General features: G+C 76.8%; 16 protein-coding genes. 8 read left to right on the top strand and 8 right to left on the bottom strand.

Annotation, left to right across the window (positions count from 1 at the left end):
• Positions 1–136 precede the first annotated feature (136 nt).
• The 4 genes from acs to GYH36_RS14200 form a co-directional block, all read right to left on the bottom strand.
• Positions 137–2,155 carry an acetate--CoA ligase gene (gene acs / locus GYH36_RS14215; protein ID WP_162290163.1) on the bottom strand — a complete coding sequence of 673 codons (2,019 nt, stop codon included), beginning with the start codon at positions 2,153–2,155 and terminating at the stop codon, positions 137–139.
• A 241-nt stretch (positions 2,156–2,396) separates the two neighbouring features.
• The gene (locus GYH36_RS14210; protein WP_312028647.1) at positions 2,397–3,212 is read right to left on the bottom strand and encodes a TrmH family RNA methyltransferase; all 816 of its coding nucleotides are present in this window, start codon (positions 3,210–3,212) and stop codon (positions 2,397–2,399) included.
• An 11-nt stretch (positions 3,213–3,223) separates the two neighbouring features.
• The gene (locus GYH36_RS14205; RefSeq protein WP_024838960.1) at positions 3,224–4,681 is read right to left on the bottom strand and encodes an NAD-dependent malic enzyme; all 1,458 of its coding nucleotides are present in this window, start codon (positions 4,679–4,681) and stop codon (positions 3,224–3,226) included.
• A 383-nt stretch (positions 4,682–5,064) separates the two neighbouring features.
• Positions 5,065–5,883 (bottom strand): HAD family hydrolase, encoded by an 819-nt coding sequence (locus tag GYH36_RS14200; RefSeq protein ID WP_231492759.1) that lies wholly within the window; start codon positions 5,881–5,883, stop codon positions 5,065–5,067.
• A 212-nt stretch (positions 5,884–6,095) separates the two neighbouring features.
• Here GYH36_RS14200 and ssd point away from each other — a divergent pair, with 212 nt between their 5' ends.
• The 7 genes from ssd to GYH36_RS14165 all read left to right on the top strand — a co-directional run bounded on the left by ssd (position 6,096) and on the right by GYH36_RS14165 (position 10,717).
• Positions 6,096–6,821 carry a septum site-determining protein Ssd gene (gene ssd, locus GYH36_RS14195; protein ID WP_162290162.1) on the top strand — a complete coding sequence of 242 codons (726 nt, stop codon included), beginning with the start codon at positions 6,096–6,098 and terminating at the stop codon, positions 6,819–6,821.
• A 74-nt stretch (positions 6,822–6,895) separates the two neighbouring features.
• The gene (locus tag GYH36_RS14190; protein WP_312028646.1) at positions 6,896–8,059 is read left to right on the top strand and encodes a TadA family conjugal transfer-associated ATPase; all 1,164 of its coding nucleotides are present in this window, start codon (positions 6,896–6,898) and stop codon (positions 8,057–8,059) included.
• Positions 8,050–8,700: a hypothetical protein gene (locus tag GYH36_RS14185; protein ID WP_162290161.1), complete on the top strand. Its 651-nt coding sequence runs from the start codon at positions 8,050–8,052 to the stop codon at positions 8,698–8,700. Before GYH36_RS14190 ends, GYH36_RS14185 begins: the two co-directional genes overlap by 10 nt.
• Positions 8,697–9,311, top strand: coding sequence for a type II secretion system F family protein (locus GYH36_RS14180; protein ID WP_162290160.1), 615 nt, complete (start codon positions 8,697–8,699; stop codon positions 9,309–9,311). Before GYH36_RS14185 ends, GYH36_RS14180 begins: the two co-directional genes overlap by 4 nt.
• A 177-nt stretch (positions 9,312–9,488) precedes the next feature.
• On the top strand, positions 9,489–9,695 hold the full coding sequence (locus tag GYH36_RS14175) for a DUF4244 domain-containing protein (RefSeq protein ID WP_162290159.1): 207 nt from the start codon (positions 9,489–9,491) through the stop codon (positions 9,693–9,695).
• 213 nt (positions 9,696–9,908) lie between these two features.
• Positions 9,909–10,208 (top strand): TadE family type IV pilus minor pilin, encoded by a 300-nt coding sequence (locus GYH36_RS14170; RefSeq protein ID WP_312028645.1) that lies wholly within the window; start codon positions 9,909–9,911, stop codon positions 10,206–10,208.
• Positions 10,205–10,717, top strand: a complete 513-nt coding sequence (locus GYH36_RS14165) for an Rv3654c family TadE-like protein (protein ID WP_024838953.1) — start codon at positions 10,205–10,207, stop codon at positions 10,715–10,717. The genes GYH36_RS14170 and GYH36_RS14165 overlap by 4 nt, the downstream gene beginning before the upstream one ends.
• A 129-nt stretch (positions 10,718–10,846) precedes the next feature.
• Here GYH36_RS14165 and GYH36_RS14160 read toward each other — a convergent pair whose 3' ends face one another.
• On the bottom strand, positions 10,847–13,339 hold the full coding sequence (locus GYH36_RS14160) for a DNA 3'-5' helicase SftH (protein WP_312028644.1): 2,493 nt from the start codon (positions 13,337–13,339) through the stop codon (positions 10,847–10,849).
• Between the two features lie 103 nt (positions 13,340–13,442).
• On the opposite strand from GYH36_RS14160, the gene GYH36_RS14155 reads away from it, so the two are divergent.
• The gene (locus tag GYH36_RS14155) at positions 13,443–14,090 is read left to right on the top strand and encodes an SRPBCC family protein (RefSeq protein ID WP_162290158.1); all 648 of its coding nucleotides are present in this window, start codon (positions 13,443–13,445) and stop codon (positions 14,088–14,090) included.
• 106 nt (positions 14,091–14,196) lie between these two features.
• Here the strand turns inward: GYH36_RS14155 and GYH36_RS14150 are convergent, their stop codons facing one another.
• The 3 genes from GYH36_RS14150 to GYH36_RS14140 all read right to left on the bottom strand — a co-directional run bounded on the left by GYH36_RS14150 (position 14,197) and on the right by GYH36_RS14140 (position 17,226).
• On the bottom strand, positions 14,197–15,585 hold the full coding sequence (locus GYH36_RS14150) for a M18 family aminopeptidase (RefSeq protein ID WP_376739829.1): 1,389 nt from the start codon (positions 15,583–15,585) through the stop codon (positions 14,197–14,199).
• A gap of 139 nt (positions 15,586–15,724) precedes the next feature.
• Positions 15,725–16,612, bottom strand: coding sequence for a hypothetical protein (locus GYH36_RS14145; RefSeq protein ID WP_162290157.1), 888 nt, complete (start codon positions 16,610–16,612; stop codon positions 15,725–15,727).
• Positions 16,609–17,226: a sigma-70 family RNA polymerase sigma factor gene (locus GYH36_RS14140; RefSeq protein WP_115941939.1), complete on the bottom strand. Its 618-nt coding sequence runs from the start codon at positions 17,224–17,226 to the stop codon at positions 16,609–16,611. Before GYH36_RS14140 ends, GYH36_RS14145 begins: the two co-directional genes overlap by 4 nt.
• Positions 17,227–17,470: the final 244 nt, after the last annotated feature.

The following is a 17,470-nucleotide window of genomic DNA, read 5'->3' as shown; positions in this document are numbered from 1 at the left end:
GGGCCCCCCGGCCCCCCCCCCCCCCCCCCGCCCCCCCCCCCCGCCGGGGCCCCCCGCCCCGGGCCCCCCCGGCGGGGGGCGGCCCCCCGCCCCCCCCCCCCCCGGGCCCCCGACCCCGTGGTCGACGCGCGGCCGGTCAGTCCTCCGAGGAGGACGGCTTCTGCAGCCCGGCCGAGATGAGCTCCATCACGGACGAGTCCGCGAGCGTCGTCGCGTCGCCGACGGTGCGGTTCTCCGCGACGTCGCGCAGCAGGCGGCGCATGATCTTGCCGGACCGCGTCTTCGGCAGCTCGGGCACCACGAGGATCCGCTTCGGCTTGGCGATCGGGCCGATCTCCTTGGCGACGTGGTTGCGCAGCTCGGTCTGCACGGCCGCGGCGCCGTCGGCGTCCGCCGCGCGGTCCGCGTGCTCGCCGCGCAGGATGACGAACGCGACGACGGCCTGGCCCGTGAGGTCGTCGCTCGCGCCGACGACCGCGGCCTCGGCGACGATCTCGTGCGAGACGAGCGCCGACTCGATCTCCGTCGTGGACAGGCGGTGGCCGGAGACGTTCATGACGTCGTCGACGCGGCCGAGCAGCCAGATGTCGCCGTCCTCGTCCTTCTTGGCGCCGTCCCCCGCGAAGTAGATGCCGGGGAACCGGGACCAGTACGTGTCCGTGAAGCGCTGGAGGTCGCCCCAGATGCCGCGCAGCATCGACGGCCACGGCTCGGACAGCACGAGGTACCCGCCGCCGCCGTTCGGCACGGCGTGCGCCTCGTCGTCGACGACGTCCGCGACGATGCCCGGCAGCGGCACCTGGGCCGAGCCCGGCTTCGCGGCCGTGACCCCGGGCAGCGGGGAGATCATGATCGCGCCCGTCTCCGTCTGCCACCACGTGTCGACGATCGGCGTGCGGTCCCCGCCGATGACGCGGCGGTACCACATCCACGCCTCGGGGTTGATCGGCTCGCCCACCGAGCCGAGCACGCGCAGCGACGACAGGTCGAACTTCGCGGGGATCTCCTCGCCCCACTTCATGCACGCGCGGATCGCGGTCGGCGCGGTGTAGAGGATCGAGACCTTGTACTTCTCGACGATCTCCCACCAGCGGCCCTGGTGCGGAGAGTCGGGCGTGCCCTCGTAGATCACCTGCGTCGCGCCGTTGAGCAGCGGGCCGTAGACGACGTAGGAGTGGCCGGTGACCCAGCCGATGTCGGCCGTGCACCAGTAGACGTCGGTCTCGGCCTTGAGGTCGAAGACGTTGCGGTGCGTGTACGCGGCCTGCGTGAGGTACCCGCCGGTGGTGTGGAGGATGCCCTTGGGCTTCCCCGTGGTGCCGGACGTGTAGAGGATGAACAGCGGGTGCTCGGCCTCGACCCACACGGGCGTGTGCGTCGTGTCGGCGGACTCGAGCGCGTCGTGCCACCACACGTCGCGGCTCTCGGTCCACGCGGTGTCCTGGCCGGTGCGGCGCACGACGAGCACGTGCTCGACCGTCGTCGGCTCGGCGCCCTCCTTCGGGGCGAGCGCCTCGTCGACGGCGGGCTTGAGGGCGGACGGCGCGCCGCGGCGGTAGCCGCCGTCGGCGGTGATGACGACCTTCGCCTCGGCGTCGGCGATGCGGCTGCGCAGCGCGTCGGCGGAGAAGCCGCCGAACACGACCGAGTGCGGGGCACCGATGCGCGCGCACGCGAGCATCGCGACGACGGCCTCGACGATCATCGGCAGGTAGATGACGACGCGGTCGCCCGTCTCGACGCCGAGCGCCGCGAGCGCGTTCGCGGCGCGCGCGACGTCGCGCTGGAGCTCCGCGTAGGTCACGGTGCGCGTGTCGCCCGGCTCGCCCTCGAAGTGGATCGCGACGCGGTCGCCGAGGCCGGCCTCGACGTGGCGGTCGACCGCGTTGTACGCGGCGTTGAGCGTGCCGTCGGCGAACCAGCGCGCGACGGGCGCCTGCGACCAGTCGAGCGTCTCGGTGAAGGGCGTCCGCCACGTGACGAGGTCGTTCGCCTGCCGCGCCCAGAACGCGAGCCGGTCGGCGCGCGCCTCCTCGTACAGCTCGGGCTTCGCGTTCGCCTGCGCGGCGAACTCCGGGCTCGGGGGGAAGCTCCGGGTCTCGTGGAGGAGGTTCTCCAGCCCGGTCTGAGCGGTGGTGGACTCGTTCTCTGGCACGCTGACCTCCGGTGCGCATCGACTCTGGTGCGGTCCCGCCGGCCGCGGGCCACCCGGGGGCGACGTGACGGTTCGACGGTACGACGGGGTGGGCGGCCTCACGACCGGGGCCCCCGACCTGGCGAGTGTAGACCCGTCCCGGTGAGGGTCGTCACACGCGTCCGGAGTTCGGAGGGACCGCTCGCAAAACGGGCGGCCGGGGCGACCACCAGCGACGCCGGGGGGCCCGCGGGGGCGGCCGTCAGGCGCGGGCGCGCCGCTGCCGGACCGCCTCGTACAGCACGACGGTCGTCGCGCTCGCGGCGTTGAGCGAGCTCGCCGAGCCGAGCATGGGGATGCTCACCATGACGTCGCACGCCTCGCGCCAGCCTGCGCTGAGCCCGGTCGTCTCGTTGCCCGTGAGGACGAGCGTCGGCCCGGTGAGGTCGTGCTCGGCGAGCTCGACGTCGCCGTGCTCGTCCGTCCCGAGCAGGGTCAACGGGACCCCGGCGGAGCGCTGCGCCTCGACCCATGCGAGCACGTCGCGCCCGGCGGGGACGCGCACCGTCGGCACGGAGAAGATCGAGCCCGTGCTCGCGCGCACGGCCCGCGGGTCGTACGGGTCCGCGGCGTGGCCCGCGACGACGAGGCCCGCCCCGCCGAACGCGTCGAGCGAGCGCGCGACCGTCCCCACGTTGCCGGGGCTGGTGGGGCGGTCGAGCACGACGCCGAGGAAGTCCGCGCCCACGGTGCCGCCGCCGATCCGGCCCAGGTCGTCGGGCGGCGTCGCGACGACGGCGAGCAGCTCCGGCGCGTCGTCCTCCTTGCCGCCGAGCTCGCGCATGAGGTCGGTGGACAAAGCGAACCGCTTCGCCCGGACCCGGTCGAGCATGGTGTGCGCCCACGACGACAGCGACCGGTCGGCGTCGACGAGCCAGGTCCGCACCGTCCAGCCCGACTCGACGGCGAGCGTGATCGGCCGGACGCCCTGGACGACCATCTCGCCCGCGCGGTGGCGCTTGGTGCGGTTGGTCAGCAGCGCCTCCCACTGCTGGAACGCCGCGTTGCGGGTGGTCACGCGCTGCACGCTCAGGCCTCCGGGGTCGTGGTGGGCGCGACGCGCGGCAGGCTGCCGGTCGGCGGGGCGGGCTCGGCCGCGCCCGCCTCCCGCGCGGCCGCCTCGACGGCGGCGGCGACGAGCGTCGTCACGTCCGGGTTGAACACGCTCGGGATGATGTACGTCGGGTTGAGCTGGTCCTCGTGGATCGCGGACGCGAGCGCCCGCGCCGCCGCGAGGAGCATGCCGTCGGTGATCCGGTGCGACCGCGCGTCGAGCAGGCCGCGGAACACGCCGGGGAACGCGAGCACGTTGTTGATCTGGTTCGCGAAGTCCGACCGCCCGGTGCCGACGATCGCCGCGTGCTCGGCGGCCTCGACCGGGTCCACCTCGGGCCGTGGGTTCGCCATCGCGAAGACGATCGCGCCGGGCGCCATGCGCGCGACGTCGTCGCCGGTGAGGACGTCGGGCGCGGAGACGCCGATGAACACGTCCGCGTCGACGACGGCCTCGCGCAGCGTGCCCGTCACGCGGCGCGGGTTGGTGTTGACCGCGGTCCACGCGAGCGACGGCGACAGGCCCGGGCGGCCGGGGTGCACGACGCCCTCGACGTCCGCGACGACGACGTCGTGCGCGCCGGCGGCGAGGAGCAGCTTGAGCACCGCGGTCCCGGCGGCGCCCGCGCCCGAGAGGACGATCCGCACGTCGGGCAGCTCCTTGCCCACGACCTTGAGCGCGTTGGTCAGCGCGGCGAGCGCGACGATCGCGGTGCCGTGCTGGTCGTCGTGGAACACGGGGATGTCGAGCTCGGCGCGCAGCCGTGCCTCGATCTCGAAGCAACGCGGCGCGGAGATGTCCTCGAGGTTGATGCCCGCGAACACGGGCGCGATGGCCTTGACCGTGCGCACGATCTCGTCGACGTCGGTCGTGTCGAGCGCGATGGGGAACGCGTCGATGTCCGCGAACCGCTTGAACAGCGCGGCCTTGCCCTCCATCACGGGCAGCGACGCGAGCGGGCCGATGTCGCCGAGGCCGAGCACGGCCGACCCGTCGGTGACCACCGCGATGGTGTTGCGCTTGATCGTGAGCCGTCGCGCGTCGTCGGGCGTGGCCGCGATCGCCTCGCACACGCGCGCGACGCCCGGGGTGTAGATCATCGACAGGTCGTCGCGGTTGCGGATCGGCACCTTGGACTCGATCTTCAGCTTGCCGCCCAGGTGCAGCAGGAACGTGCGGTCCGAGACGCGGTCCACGACGACGCCCGGCAGCGCGCGCAGCGCCTCGACGATCTGCCCGGCGTGCTCCTCGCCGCGCGTCGCGACCGTGACGTCGACCGTGATCCGCTCGTGGCCCGACGCCGTGACGTCGAGCGCGGAGACGATGCCGCCCGTGTGCTCGATCGCCGTCGTCAGCTCGCTGACGGCGGTCGGCCGGGCCTCGACCTGCAGTCGGACGGTGATGGACGAGGACACGCTCGGCGCTGAGGTCATGGGGACCAGTATCGCGCGCCGGGCACGACGACGGCGCCCCGCGAGGAGCGCCGTGCCGCCAGCATCGCGGCGGTTATCAGGCGTGCAACGTGTCCGCTGCAACGGTGCGGGGTGGCCGCCGTGGCCGGGTCCCCGCCCGGTCAGCGAGTCCCTACGGGGACCACCGGCGCGTGGGTACCGCCGCGATGCTGTTGTCCTTCCATGACAGCCCCGGTGCGTGCCGCGCGCAACCTCTCGCGGGGTACTTCCACAGCGTGTTCTAGCGCGTTCGAACAGTCCCGTGCAGTTGGTCCGGGAGGTCCGGATCGGGCACCCCGGCACGGGGACGACGACGTCCCGCGGGTCGGTCGGGCGGGCGTCTCCGGCGCGCCGGCGCGGGCCCCTCAGGCGCGTCGGCGCCGGCGCAGCGCGCGCCACACGAGCCACCCCGCGACCGCGAGACCGACGACGCCCGCGGCGGCCAGCACCGGCGTCCGGGCCGCGAGGTGCGAGCGCAGCGCGACGGGGCGCGAGAACGTCAGGGCGCCCCACCCGTGCTCGGCGGCGAGCCGGCGCAGCGCCCGGTCGGGGTTGACGACGAACGCGTGCCCGACGACGCCGAGCATCGGGGCGTCGGTCACGGAGTCGGAGTAGGCGTAGCTCGCCTCGAGGTCGTACCCCTCGCGCTCGGCGAGCTCGCGGATCGCGACGGCCTTGTTCTCGCCGTACGCGTAGAAGTCGATCGCGCCCGTGTACCGGCCGTCCTCGACGGCCATGCGCGACGAGATGGCGTGGTCGGCGCCGAGCACGGCCGCGATGGGCTCGACGACCTCGCTGCCCGAGGCGGACACGATGACGACGTCGTGCCCGTGCTCGTGGTGGGACTCGATGAGCTCGACCGCCTCCGCGTACACGACGGGGTCGATGTGCTCGTGCAGGGTCTCCTCGACGATGCGGGAGACGGTGGCGACGTCCCAGCCCGTCACGAGGTTCGACAGGTGCGCGCGCATGCGCTCGGTCTGGTCCGCGTCGGCCCCGCCCACCATGAACAGGAAGTGCGCGTAGGCGCTGCGTAGCACGTCACCGCGGTTGATGAGCCCACCCGCGAAGAACGGCCGGGAGAACGCCGCGGCCGACGACGTCGCGATGATCGTCTTGTCGAGGTCGAAGAACGCGGCGACCCGTCCGGCGGGCTGGTCCGTCGAGTCCGGGAGGGGGGTCACGATCGCGAGCCTAGCCGCGGAACCGGGGCGTCCACAGGAGCGCTCGCCGACGGCGCGCTCCCCAGCCTCCGCGGTGTCGTTCCGGTTCGTGGTTCGGGCGCGGCAGGGTGGCGGTCGGTCGGGGACGGGCGCGGCAGGGCGGCGCGGTCGGTGGGGAGCGGGCGTGGCCGCCGTCGGCGGGCGCGCGTGCGGGGACGAAGGGGGCGGACACGATGGGCGGAGCGGTCGTGGCGGTGGTGGGTGCGCGCGGCGGCGCCGGGGCGAGCGTGGTCGCGGCGTCCCTCGCGCGGGCGGCCGCCCGGCGGCGCGCGCCCGTGTGCCTCGTGGACCTCGCGCTCGTGGGCGGCGGGCTCGACGTGCTCCTGGGCGTCGAGCAGGACCCGGGCGTGCGGTGGCCCGACCTCGCCGACGCGCGCGGCCGGCTCGACGGCGAGGACCTGCTCGCGCGGCTGCCGCGGTGGGGCCCGGTACCGGTCGTGAGCACCGAGCGCGGCGGCGGCCCCGAGCCCGCGGCGCTCGCGGACGTCGTCGCGGCGCTCGCCGAGGCCACGGCCGCGCGCTCGGGCGTGCTCGTGCTCGACGTCGACCGGGCGGCCCTCGGGACGGGCGCGGCGGGCGCGGCGGGCGCGGCGCTCCTCGACGCGTGCGACGAGGTGCTCGTCGTGACCCCGCTCGACGTGACCGGGGTCGCAGGTGCCGCCGCGGTCCGCGACCGCGTCGCCGGCCCGGCGGCGCTCGTGCTCCGCCGACCCGCGCCGGGTCGGCTCGCGCCCGCCGAGGTCGCCGAGGCGGTGGGCCTCGACGTGGCCGCGACCGTGGGGTGGGACCGGGCGCTCGCCGGCGCGGTCGAGCGCGGGCAGGGCCCGTGCGTGGGGCGTGGCGCCGTCGTGCGCGCGGGCCGGGAGCTCGCGGCGCGCTACGCGGGGCCGGGACGGTGAGCCCGCGCGCGACGTCGCCCAGTCCGCCCGGGCGGGCACGCGAACCGCTGCTCGACGGCGTCCGCGACCGTCTCGTGCGGGCGGCCGCAGGTCCTGGCCCGGGACGGGGCGACACCGCGGGGGAGACGCCCGACGACGCGGCGGTCGCCGACGCCTTGCGCGCGTCCGGTCGCGTGCTCGGCTCGACGGCTCTGCGCGAGCTCACCCGCACGGCGCGCGCCGAGATCTTCGGTGCGGGGCCGCTCCAGCGTTTCCTCGACGAGCCGGGCGTGACGGACGTGCTCGTCAACGGCCCGGACGACGTGTGGGTCGACCGCGGTGCCGGGCTCGAGCGGGTCGACGTCGCGCTCGGCGGGCCCGACGCCGTGCGCGCCCTCGCGGTCCGCCTCGCCGCAGCCGGGGGCCAGCGCCTCGACGACGCCGCACCCGTGGTGGACGCGCGCCTGCCCGACGGCACGCGGCTCCACGCCGTCGTGGCGCCCGTGTGCGCGGCGGGCGCCGTCATCTCGTTGCGCGTGCTGCGCACCCGCACGTTCGGGATCGCGGACCTCGTCGCGGGCGGCACCGTCCCGCCCGCGTGGGAACGGCTCCTGCGCGGCCTCGTCGCGCGCCGCGCGAGCGTGCTCGTCTCGGGCGGCACCGGCACCGGCAAGACGACGCTGCTCGCCGCGCTGCTCGCGCTCGTCCCGCCCGACGAGCGCATCGTGTGCGTGGAGGAGGCGCGCGAGCTCGACCCGGACCACCCCCACGTCGTGCCCCTCACCGCCCGCAGGCCCAACGTCGAGGGCGCGGGCGGGGTCGACCTCGCCGACCTCGTGCGCGCCGCGCTGCGCATGCGGCCCGACCGGATCGTGCTCGGCGAGTGTCGCGGCGCCGAGGTCCGGGAGGTGCTCATGGCGCTCAACACGGGACACGAGGGAGGGCTCGCGACGATCCACGCGAACGACGTCGAGGTGGTGCCCGCGCGGCTCGAGGCGCTCGCCGCGCTCGCCGGGATGGACCGCGCCGCGGTCGCCGCGCAGGCCGTCGGCGGGCTGGACGTGGTGCTGCACCTGCGCCGCGTCCGCGTCGAGGGCACGACGCGGCGGGTCCTCGCGCGGATCGGGGTCGTGCGAGGCGACGAGCGCGGCGGCCTGCGCGTCGACGTCGCGGCGTCGTGGGACGGCGGCACCGCGCCCGAAGGGTCGGGTCCCGTTCCGGGGCCGGCGTGGGGCGAGCTCGCGGGCCGATGGTCGTGACGGTCGTCGGGCTCCTCGTGGCCGTCGGGGTCTGGTGCGCGACGGCCCGCGGCGGGCGGTCGGCGCGCTCCGTCGTCGGCCCGGCTCCACCGCACGCCCGTCGCCCGTCCCTGCGCCGGAGGGTGCGCGCCCGGGCGGTGCCGGAGCTCGTGCGCGTCGTCGTGACGCAGGTCGGGTCGCTCCTGCGGGCCGGCGCGGCACCCGGGGTCGCGTGGCAGCGGGCCGTCGGGGTGCGGGTCGACGCCCAGGGCGTGCCGCGGGTCGCCGACCTGGCGCCGCACGTCGGCGGCGTCGGGACCGCGCGGGCGCTCGTGGCCGCGTGCCGGCTCGCGGTCGAGGTCGGCGCCCCGCTCGCGCCGGTGCTCGACGAGGTGGCCGGTTCCGTGGCCGCGGACGCCGAGGCGCGAGCGGAGCGCGAGGCGGCGCTCGCGGGGCCCCGTGCGACCGCGCGCGTGCTCCTGTGGCTCCCGGGCGTCGGGGTCCTGCTCGGCTACGTGCTGGGTGCCGACCCGCTCGGGACCGCGACCGACGGCGGCCTCGGCACGGCGGGAGTCCTGCTCGGGCTCCTGCTGCTCCTCGCGGGCCGAACCTGGTCGGTGCGCCTCGTCGAGCGGGCGCGCGCCGCGGGGGACGACCGATGACCGCGCTCCTCCTGGCCGCGTGCCTCCTGGGAGCGACCTTGCCGTGGTGGGCGGCGCGCTCCGCGGTCGGGCGGCGGGCCGCCCTGGTCGCGCGGAACCCGGATGCGGCGGGCAGGTCCGCGCTCACGGACGGGGGCGCACCCGGGCACGGGTCGCGACGCTCCACGGGCACCGCCGAGCCCGCGATCGAGACGGGAGTGCTCCTCGAGCTTCTCGCGGCGGCGGTCGGGTCGGGCGCCGCCGTGCCGCGTGCGCTCGAGGTCGTCGGGACGTGCGTCGGCGGGCGCGACGGCGTCGCGCTGCGAGCGGCGGGTGCCGCGCTGCTCCTCGGGGCGTCGTGGGACGGCGCGTGGGCTGGGGCCCCAGCCCGGCTCGGCGTCGTGCAGCGCGCGCTGCGCCCGGCGTGGGTGCACGGCGCCGCGCCCGCCTCGTCGCTGCGCGCGGCGGCCGAGGCGTCGCGGCAGGACCGGACCGGGGCGGCGAAGGCCGCCGCGGCGCGGCTCGCCGTGCACCTCGTCCTGCCGCTCGGCACGTGCTTCCTCCCGGCCTTCGTGCTGGTCGGGCTCGTGCCCGTCCTGCTGTCCCTCGGCGCCGGTCTGCTCAGCGGGTAGGCGGCGCGGGCACGAGCCCGGGCGGCGTCGTGCGCCCGGCCGCCGTTCCCGTCCACATGCCGCGGACACACCGGACCGCTCCACAGGCTGCTGGCGCGGGGCAGCGGGAGCGGCGCCCGAGCCGCCACGGTGGGTCCGTTCGCCCGCGACCGCGGGCCGAGAGAGGGGAGAGGCGAGATGACAGGACACGCTCGGCGCGCGCTCGCGCGCCTGACGGGGACGAGCACCGGCCAGGACGGCGAGGCGGGCCTGGTCACCGCGGAGTACGCCATCGCGACGGTCGCGGCGGTGGGCTTCGCAGGGCTGCTCATCGTCGTGCTGAAGAGCGGCGAGGTGCGCGAGCTCCTGCTCGGCATCGTGCGCAGCGCGCTCTCGCTGGGCTGAGCCGTGCGACGGGACGACGCGACGCGCGACGCTCGGCGTCGCGCGCGGGCCGGGCGACGGCTCGGGCGCTCCACCGATCCCCGGCAGCGCCGGGTGCTTCCGGTGGCGGCGCTCCGACGGGCCAGGCGCTCGGTGACCGGCGCCCGGACGCGCGCACCACGCGGCCGGGACGGCGCTGAGGGCGAGCGAGGTGCGGTCACGGCCGAGCTCGCCGTGGCCCTGCCCGCGGTCGTGCTCGTCCTCGTCGTCGTCCTCACCCTCGCCGCGGCGGCGGGCGCCCAGATGCGCTCCGCCGACGCGGCGAGGGCTGCCGCGCGGGCCGCGGCCATCGGCGAGGACGACGCGGCGGTGCGGGCGACCGCGCTGCGCGTCGCGGGGGACGGCGCGACGGTCGACGTCTCGCGCGGGGACCCGTGGGTCGAGGTGCGGGTCACGACGCCCGTCGTCGGCGGCTGGCTCTCCGGCTCGCCGCTGCGCGCGAGCGGTGACGCCGTCGCCTGGGTCGAGCCGTGAGCGCGCGGCCCGTCACGGTCCCGGGCCGGGGCCGAGCAGCCGGGGACGGTCCCGAGCGAGGAGGACGCCGCGTCCGGCGGGGTGACCTTGAGCGGGGAGGTGGCCGCGTCCGGCGGGGTGACCCCGAGCGGAAAGGTGGCCGCGTCGGGAGCGGTGATCCCGAGCGGGGAGCGGGCACGGTTCTCGTGCTCGGGATCGTCGCCGTGGTCCTCGTGCTCGCGCTCGGTCTCGCGTCGCTCGCGCGCGCCCAGGCCGCACGCGGGGCGGCGCAGACCGGGGCCGACCTCGCGGCGCTCGCGGCGGCCTCCGCCGCCCGGGACGGCTGGGACCCGTGCGCACGAGCGCGCGAGGTCGCGCCGCGCAACGGCGTCGTCGTCACGGCGTGCGCCGAGCAGGGCGCGGGCGTCGTCCGCGTCGACGTCGAGTCGAGCGCGGGCGTCACCGTGCTCGGCGTCGCGCTGGGCCGCGCGGCCGCAGCCGCGCGCGCCGGACCCGCGAGCGCGCGGTGACGGGCTTACGCCGCACGGGTGTGGGCGGCCACGGCGTCGAGGAGACGTGCCGTGCCGGTGCCGGTGCCGGTGCCGGTGCCGTGCGGGCGTGGGCGAGCCACGGCGTCGAGGAGACGTGCGGTGCCGGGCCTATGCCGTGGGGGCGTGGGCGAGCACGGCGTCGAGCAGACGCACGGCGGCGGCCTTCTCCAGCGGGGCGTTGTACGACCCGCACTTGGGCGACTGCACGCACGCGGGGCAGCCGTCGTGGCAGGGGCAGCGGGCGATCGCGTCGCGCGTCGCGCGCAGCCACGTCGCGCCGAGCTCGAACCCGCGCTCGGCGAACCCGGCCCCGCCGGGGTAGGCGTCGTGGACGAACACGGTGGCCTCGCCGGTGTCGGCGTGCAGCGCGGTGGAGACACCGCCGAGGTCCCAGCGGTCGCACGTCGCGAGGAGCGGGAGCAGGCCGATCGAGGCGTGCTCGGCGGCGTGCAGCGCGCCGGGGAGCTCGTCCGCGTCGACGCCCGCCTCCTCGATCACCGACGCCGGCACGGTCCACCACACCGCCATCGTCGGGAGGGTGCGCTCGGGCAGGTCGAGGAGCTCGGTCCCGAGCACCTGCATGTCGGGCAGGCGACGGCGCTGGAAGCTCACGACCTGGGAGCACACGTCGACCGGCCCGTAGCCCCACCCGATCGGACCCCACCGGCGCTCGACGACCTCGCGTCCTGCCGCGACGTCGCCGTCCGCGGGGTCGTCGACGATCGTGATGGACGTCGTCGAGCGCGACCACGTGCCGTAGTCCACGTCCCGACGGCGCACGAGCGCGACGTGGTCGGCGAGGTCGAGGTGCTCGACGACGTAGGTGCGGCCCTGGTGCACGTACACGGCGCCGTCGTGCACGGACCCGTCCGCCGACGCGGCGTCGACCGTGCCGAGGAGCCGACCGGTGTCGGCCTCCGCCACGCGCACGGGTGCGCCGCCCGAGCCGCGCAGGTCCGTCATGCCCGACGCGGGCTGCGCGTGCGTCCAGTACCAGCCCGACGCGCGGCGGCGCAGGGCGCCGCGCGCGACGAGCACGTCGAGCAGCGCGCGGACGGCCTGCGGGTCGCCGAACGCGCGCAGGTCGTCGGTGCGCAGCGGGACCTCGGCCGCGGCCGCGCACAGGTGGGGCGCGAGGACGTAGGGGTTCGCGGGGTCGAAGACCGTCGCCTCGAGCGGTGCGTCGAAGACGGCCTCGGGGTGGTGCACGAGGAACGTGTCGAGCGGGTCCTCGCGCGCGACGAACGCGACGAGCCCGTCCGCGCCCGCGCGTCCGGCGCGGCCCGCCTGCTGCCACACGGACATGCGCGTCCCGGGCCAGCCCGCGATGAGCACGGCGTCCAGGCCGGAGATGTCGACCCCGAGCTCGAGCGCGTTCGTCGTCGCGAGCCCCAGCACCTCGCCCGTGCGTACCGCGTCCTCGAGCTCGCGCCGCTCCTCGGGCAGGTACCCGCCCCGGTACGCCGCGACGCGCCGCACGAGGCGCGGGTCGACGACCCGCACGCTGTCCTGGGTCTGCACGGCGACGGACTCCGCGCCGCGCCGCGACCGGGTGAACGCGAGCGTGCGCGCGCCGGCGATGACGAGGTCCGCGAGCAGGTCGGCGGCCTCGGCGGTCGCGCTGCGCCGCGGGTGCTCGGGCGCCTCGGCCGCGACGGCGGGGTCGTCGTCGCGGTCCTCCGCCGGGTCCGGCCCCGCCTCGAAGCCGACGACCTCGGGCGGCTCCCACAGCGCGAAGGTCTTGCGGCCCGCGGGCGAGGTGTCGCGCGCGACGGTCACGACGTCGTCGGGCTCGACGCCGACGAGCCGAGCGGCGCTCGTCGCCGGGTCGGCCGACGTCGCGGACGCGACGACGAACGTGGGCGGGCGGTCGCCCTCGCGCGCGTAGTGCGCGGCGAGGCGGCGCAGGCGCCGGAGCACGAGCGACACGTGCGCACCGAACACGCCCCGGTACGCGTGGCCCTCGTCGACGACGACGTAGCGCAGGTCCCGCAGGAGGCGCGCCCAGCCGCGGTGGTTCGGCAGGAGCGCGAAGTGCAGGAAGTCGGGGTTGGTCAGCACGACGTCGGCGTGCTCGCGGACCCACCGGCGCTCGTCCTGGCCCGTGTCGCCGTCGCACGTCGCGACGCGCACGTCGCGCGTGCCGGCGGCGTCGAGGAGCCGCTGGAGCCCGGCGAGCTGGTCGGCCGCGAGCGCCTTCGTGGGCGAGAGGTAGAGCACAGCGCCGCGCCGTGCGACCGACTCGATGCGACCGGGGTCGAGCACGCGCGCCGCCGCGTCGGCGCGGACGGCCGTGAGCGCCGGGAGCCAGAACGCGAGCGACTTGCCCGAGCCCGTGGAGGTCGCGAGCGCGACGTGCCGGCCCGACCACGCGGCGTCGGCGGCCTCCACCTGGTGCTCCCAGGGGCGCTCCACGCCGAGCGCGCGGTACCCCGCGACGAGCGACGCGTCGGCCCACGCGGGCCACTCGCCCTGGGTGCCGGGGCGCGCGGGCAGCTCGCGCACGTGCCGCAGGCGCTCGTCGCGACGCCCGCCCGCGCGCAGCACGTCGAGCAGCGTCGCGCTCGTCGGTCGCAGGGTGGGGGCGGGGGCGTTCGGCACGCCTCCGAGTCTCCCACCTCCGGCCCACGCGTCGGCCGAGGACCGTGCTGCGCGGGACCTCCGGCCCTCGCGCCGTGCGCACGGCCCGTCGCACGATCGGGGCATGGGGACGAGGCACGGGTTCCGGGCTGCGGCGACGGCGGCGTCCGCCGTCGGCGCGCTCCTGCTCACGCGCCGCCTGACCCAGACGTGGGGCACGTGGGTGGGCGAGCACGAGTGCGTGCTCCCTGGTGACGACCTCGTGCCCGAGGCGGGCGCCGTCGTCGCGACGCGGGCGGTGACGGTGGACGCGCCACCCGCCCGGGTGTGGCCGTGGCTCGTGCAGATCGGCCAGGGCCGCGGCGGCTTCTACTCGTACGACGTGCTCGAGAACCTCGTCGGGCTGGGGATCCGCAGCGCGGACACGGTCGAGGAGCGGTGGCAGGCGCTCGCGGTCGGGGACGAGGTGCGTCTCGCCGACGAGGTGGCGCTGCGCGTCGCGCTGCTCGAGCCGGGGTCGCACCTCGTGCTGCTCGGTGCCCCGGAGCCGGGGGAGGCGGCGGTGATGCCGTTCCGGTTCTCGTGGGCGTTCGCGGTGCGTGCGCTCCCGCCGGGGGACGACGGCCGGGCCCGGTCGCGGCTGATCGTCCGTGAGCGCTACGCCCCGCGCGGGGTCGTGGGGCGCGCCGTCGTCGAGGCCGTGCAGCCCGTGAGCTTCCTCATGACGCAGAGGATGCTGCGCGGGGTCCGCGCCCGTGCCGAGCGGAGGTGAGGGCCGCCGACCACGCGGTCGTGGCCGCACGACCATGCGGTTCTTGCCCGTCCGGTGCTCGGGACGGGTCACAACCGCATGGTCGGCGGGTGGGGGCGGGAGCCCGTCAGCCGCGGAAGACCTCGACCACGGCGCGCGTGAGGTACCACGGGTCCACGACGGCGGTGAGCTCGCGCGCGGAGTGCATCGAGAGGATCGGGACCCCGACGTCGACCGTGCGGACGCCGAGGCGGGTCGCCGTGAGCGGACCGATCGTCGAACCGCACGGGACGGTGTTCCTCGACACGAACTCCTGGCTCGGCACCCCGGCCCGGGCGCACGCGCGGGCCCACGCCGCGGCGCCGTGCGCGTCGGTCGTGTACCGCTGGTTCGCGTTGATCTTGAGGATCGGCCCGCCGCCCGCGAGGGGACGGTTCGCCGGGTCGTGCCGCTCGGGGTAGTTGGGGTGCACGGAGTGCCCGACGTCGCTCGACACGCACAGCGACGACGCGAGCTGCCGGTGCCGCTCCTGCTCCGTGCCGCCGAGGCCGGCCGCGACGCGCGCGAGCACGTCGGCGAGGAACGGGCCCGACGCGCCCGAGCGCGACTCCGACCCGATCTCCTCGTGGTCGAACGCGGCCAGCACCGGGATCACGGAGCCCTCGACGGGCCGGTCGGGCGAACCGGCGACCTCGAGGAGCGCGACGAGCCCCGCGTGGACGGACAGGAGGTTGTCGAGCCGCCCGGACGCGAGGAACGCGTCGTGCGCGCCGAACACGCGGGGCGACTGGGTGTCGGCCACCACGACGTCGTAGCCCGCGACGTCGCTCGCGCGCACGCCCGCGTGGTGCGCGAGCTCGGCGAGCACGTCCCCGCCGCTCGGCCCACGGGCGGTGTCGGAGCCCGCGGGGCCGTCCGCCGAGGCGAGCCCCCACACGGGCTGGGTGTGCTGCTGCTTGTCGAGCGTGAGCCCGTCGTTCGCGGCGCGGTCGAGGTGGATCGCGAGCTGCGGGATGCGCAGCAGGGGGCCCGTGCGCACGAGGTGCTCGGCGCCGTCGGCCGTGACGAGGCGACCGGCGAGCTCGAGCTCGCGGTCGAGCCACGAGTTGAGCAGTGGCCCGCCGTAGATCTCCACACCTGCCTGCCACCAGCCCTCGCGGCCCACGCTCGGGCGCGGCTTGAGCTTGAACCCGGGGGAGTCGGTGTGCGCGCCGAGGACCGCGAACGGCGTCGTCGGGCTCGCGCCCGCGGGCACGGCCCACGCGATCACCGCGCCGTCGCGCACGACGACGTACCGTCCGCCCGCAGGCCCGTCGCCCTCGGCGTCGCCCACCCTCGGCCACGCCGCGGTCTCGTCGAGCCGCTCGAAGCCCACGGCCTCGAGGCGGCGCGCGACCTCGTGCGCCGCGTGGTACGACGACGGCGACGCCTCGACGAACGTCGCGAGGTCGTGCGCGTGCGCGAGGGCGCGGTCGCGCAGGGCGGGGTCGGTCACGGGGGTGCTGGGCGTCGACACGTGCCCCACCCTACGCACGCGCGGGAACGGCGCGTCGTCGCGCCACCGTCCCGGACTCGGTCGGAGACGAGCCCGGGACGGTGCGCCGCAGCGGAACGCGTCGGGGACGGAGGCGGGACGACGGTCGGACCTCTGGGACCTACTCCCCGTCGCCCCCGCCCGGCTCCTCGGACGAGGGCTCGACGACGAACGGGACGCTCTCCGACACGAGCCAGCCCTCGAACAGCGGCTCGTCGGGGCCGGGCGACGTGACGGGCTCGCCCCAGGCCCCGTCGCGCTCCAGCGCGTAGGACGACACGACCCACGGGACCACGGCGGCGAGCTCGTACTCGCCGGGGAGCAGCGACGGCGCGTGCGAGGCGACGCCCTCCGGGTCGCACAGGGCGAACGAGTCCACCGCGCTCCCCACGTCCAGCACCTGGCCCTCGTCGAGCCGCACCGGGTCCACGGGCTCCTGGTGGTACGACACGGTCGACGACACGACGACGCCGTCCTGGAGGATCACGTACCCGGCGCGGGCGACCGGGTCCAGCACCTCGGCCCGTGCGTCGTCGACGACCGTGAGGTGCGCCGTGACGTCGACGAGGCGCAAGGACTCGACCGAGACCGCCGCGGCGTCGACGCTCACCGTCGCGAGCAGGTCGGGTCCCGTGGCCGCCGGGGCGGGCGCCTGGCACAGGAGCGAGTCGCGGGTGACCGGGCTCGGGAACGCCGCCCGGTGCGTCGGGTCGGGGCTCGGCTCGGGCTCGGAGGGCGTCGTGGGGTCGGGGCTCGGTGCCGGAGCGGGCAGGACCGGTCGCGGGTCGTCGTCGTCGGCGAGCACCGCGCTCGCGCCGACGCCGACGGCGGCGACGGCCAGCACGGCGGCCGTGCCGACGAGGACCGCGCGGCGGCGTCGGGCGTGGCGCACCCCGCCCGCGACGCGACGCGCGGCCGTCTCGTCGTCCGTGCGGGGCGTGACCTCGTCGGCGACCGCGCGCAGCAGGACGTCGAGGTCGAGGGGGCCGGAGGTCTGGGGGCGGTTCATCGCGCACCTCGCGGGGTCGTCGGGGCTGGCGGGGTCGACGGCGGTGCGGGCGGGGACGACGACGCGCGGGTCCGTGCGGTCGACGGTCGCACCGGTGCGACGGGCAGGTCGTCGCCCTCGTCCGCGCGGAGCGGGCCGAGGCGCGCCGCGAGCTTCGCGTTCGCGTCGCTGAGGTACCGCTTGACGGTGCCCTCGCTCAGCCCGAGGCGCTCCGCGACGTCCCGGACGGGCAGGTCGGAGTAGTACCGGAGCACGACGCACGCGCGCTCCCGGGGGGACAGGACCGCGAGCGCCTCGACGACGTCGACCCGCGCCTCGACCGCGGGCTCGGCCGGGTCGCTCGTTCCGGGCGCGGCGAGCAGGTGCCGCACCCCGTCCCAGCGCCGGCGCCGGCGGGTGCCGTCGAGGAAGACCGTGAGGACGGCGCGCCGCACGTAGCTCTCGGCGAGCGCGAAGTCGGTCGCCGCGCGACCCGTGCGGAACGTGCGGTAGAGGGCGTCCTGGACCAGGTCCTCCGCCGCCGGGACGTCCCCCGTGAGCAGGTAGGCGTACCCCACGAGCGCTCGCCGCCGTGTGCGGACGATCTCGTCCAGCACCTCTTCCCAGTGCGCCATCGCGCCCGCCCCTCTGCTCGTGGATCGGCTCTCGACCGTCTCAACGAACGGGTCGCGGGTCCGGTTGGGGGTGAAGTCTCCACCCCGGTGCGCCCGGGGCCCCGGATCGCGCGCGGCACCGCGCGCCAGTGGCGCGCTTGTGACATCGCGCACGAGTGGTCGTGACGTGTCTCACACGTGCGTAGACTCACCCCCATCGCTCCGGCAGGGGCCCGGTGCGGTGGTCGTCGCAGTCGTCAAGGAG

It is taken from the genome of Cellulosimicrobium composti (assembly GCF_010287905.1).
GTDB classification, from domain to species: Bacteria; Actinomycetota; Actinomycetes; order Actinomycetales; family Cellulomonadaceae; genus Cellulosimicrobium; species Cellulosimicrobium composti.
The sequence above is the reverse complement of the archived record's forward strand: the minus strand, read 5'-3'. Positions and strand labels throughout refer to the sequence as shown.

What these genes read in the sequence shown, in the direction of transcription:
- GYH36_RS14180 (WP_162290160.1), top strand. Translation starts at nt 8,697, where the DNA reads ATGACCGCGCTCCTCCTGGCCGCGTGCCTCCTGGGAGCGACCTTGCCG.
- GYH36_RS14205 (WP_024838960.1), bottom strand. Translation starts at nt 4,681, where the DNA reads ATGACCTCAGCGCCGAGCGTGTCCTCGTCCATCACCGTCCGACTGCAG.
- GYH36_RS14145 (WP_162290157.1), bottom strand. Translation starts at nt 16,612, where the DNA reads ATGAACCGCCCCCAGACCTCCGGCCCCCTCGACCTCGACGTCCTGCTG.
- GYH36_RS14155 (WP_162290158.1), top strand. Translation starts at nt 13,443, where the DNA reads ATGGGGACGAGGCACGGGTTCCGGGCTGCGGCGACGGCGGCGTCCGCC.
- GYH36_RS14185 (WP_162290161.1), top strand. Translation starts at nt 8,050, where the DNA reads ATGGTCGTGACGGTCGTCGGGCTCCTCGTGGCCGTCGGGGTCTGGTGC.
- GYH36_RS14140 (WP_115941939.1), bottom strand. Translation starts at nt 17,226, where the DNA reads ATGGCGCACTGGGAAGAGGTGCTGGACGAGATCGTCCGCACACGGCGG.
- GYH36_RS14175 (WP_162290159.1), top strand. Translation starts at nt 9,489, where the DNA reads ATGACAGGACACGCTCGGCGCGCGCTCGCGCGCCTGACGGGGACGAGC.
- ssd (WP_162290162.1), top strand. Translation starts at nt 6,096, where the DNA reads ATGGGCGGAGCGGTCGTGGCGGTGGTGGGTGCGCGCGGCGGCGCCGGG.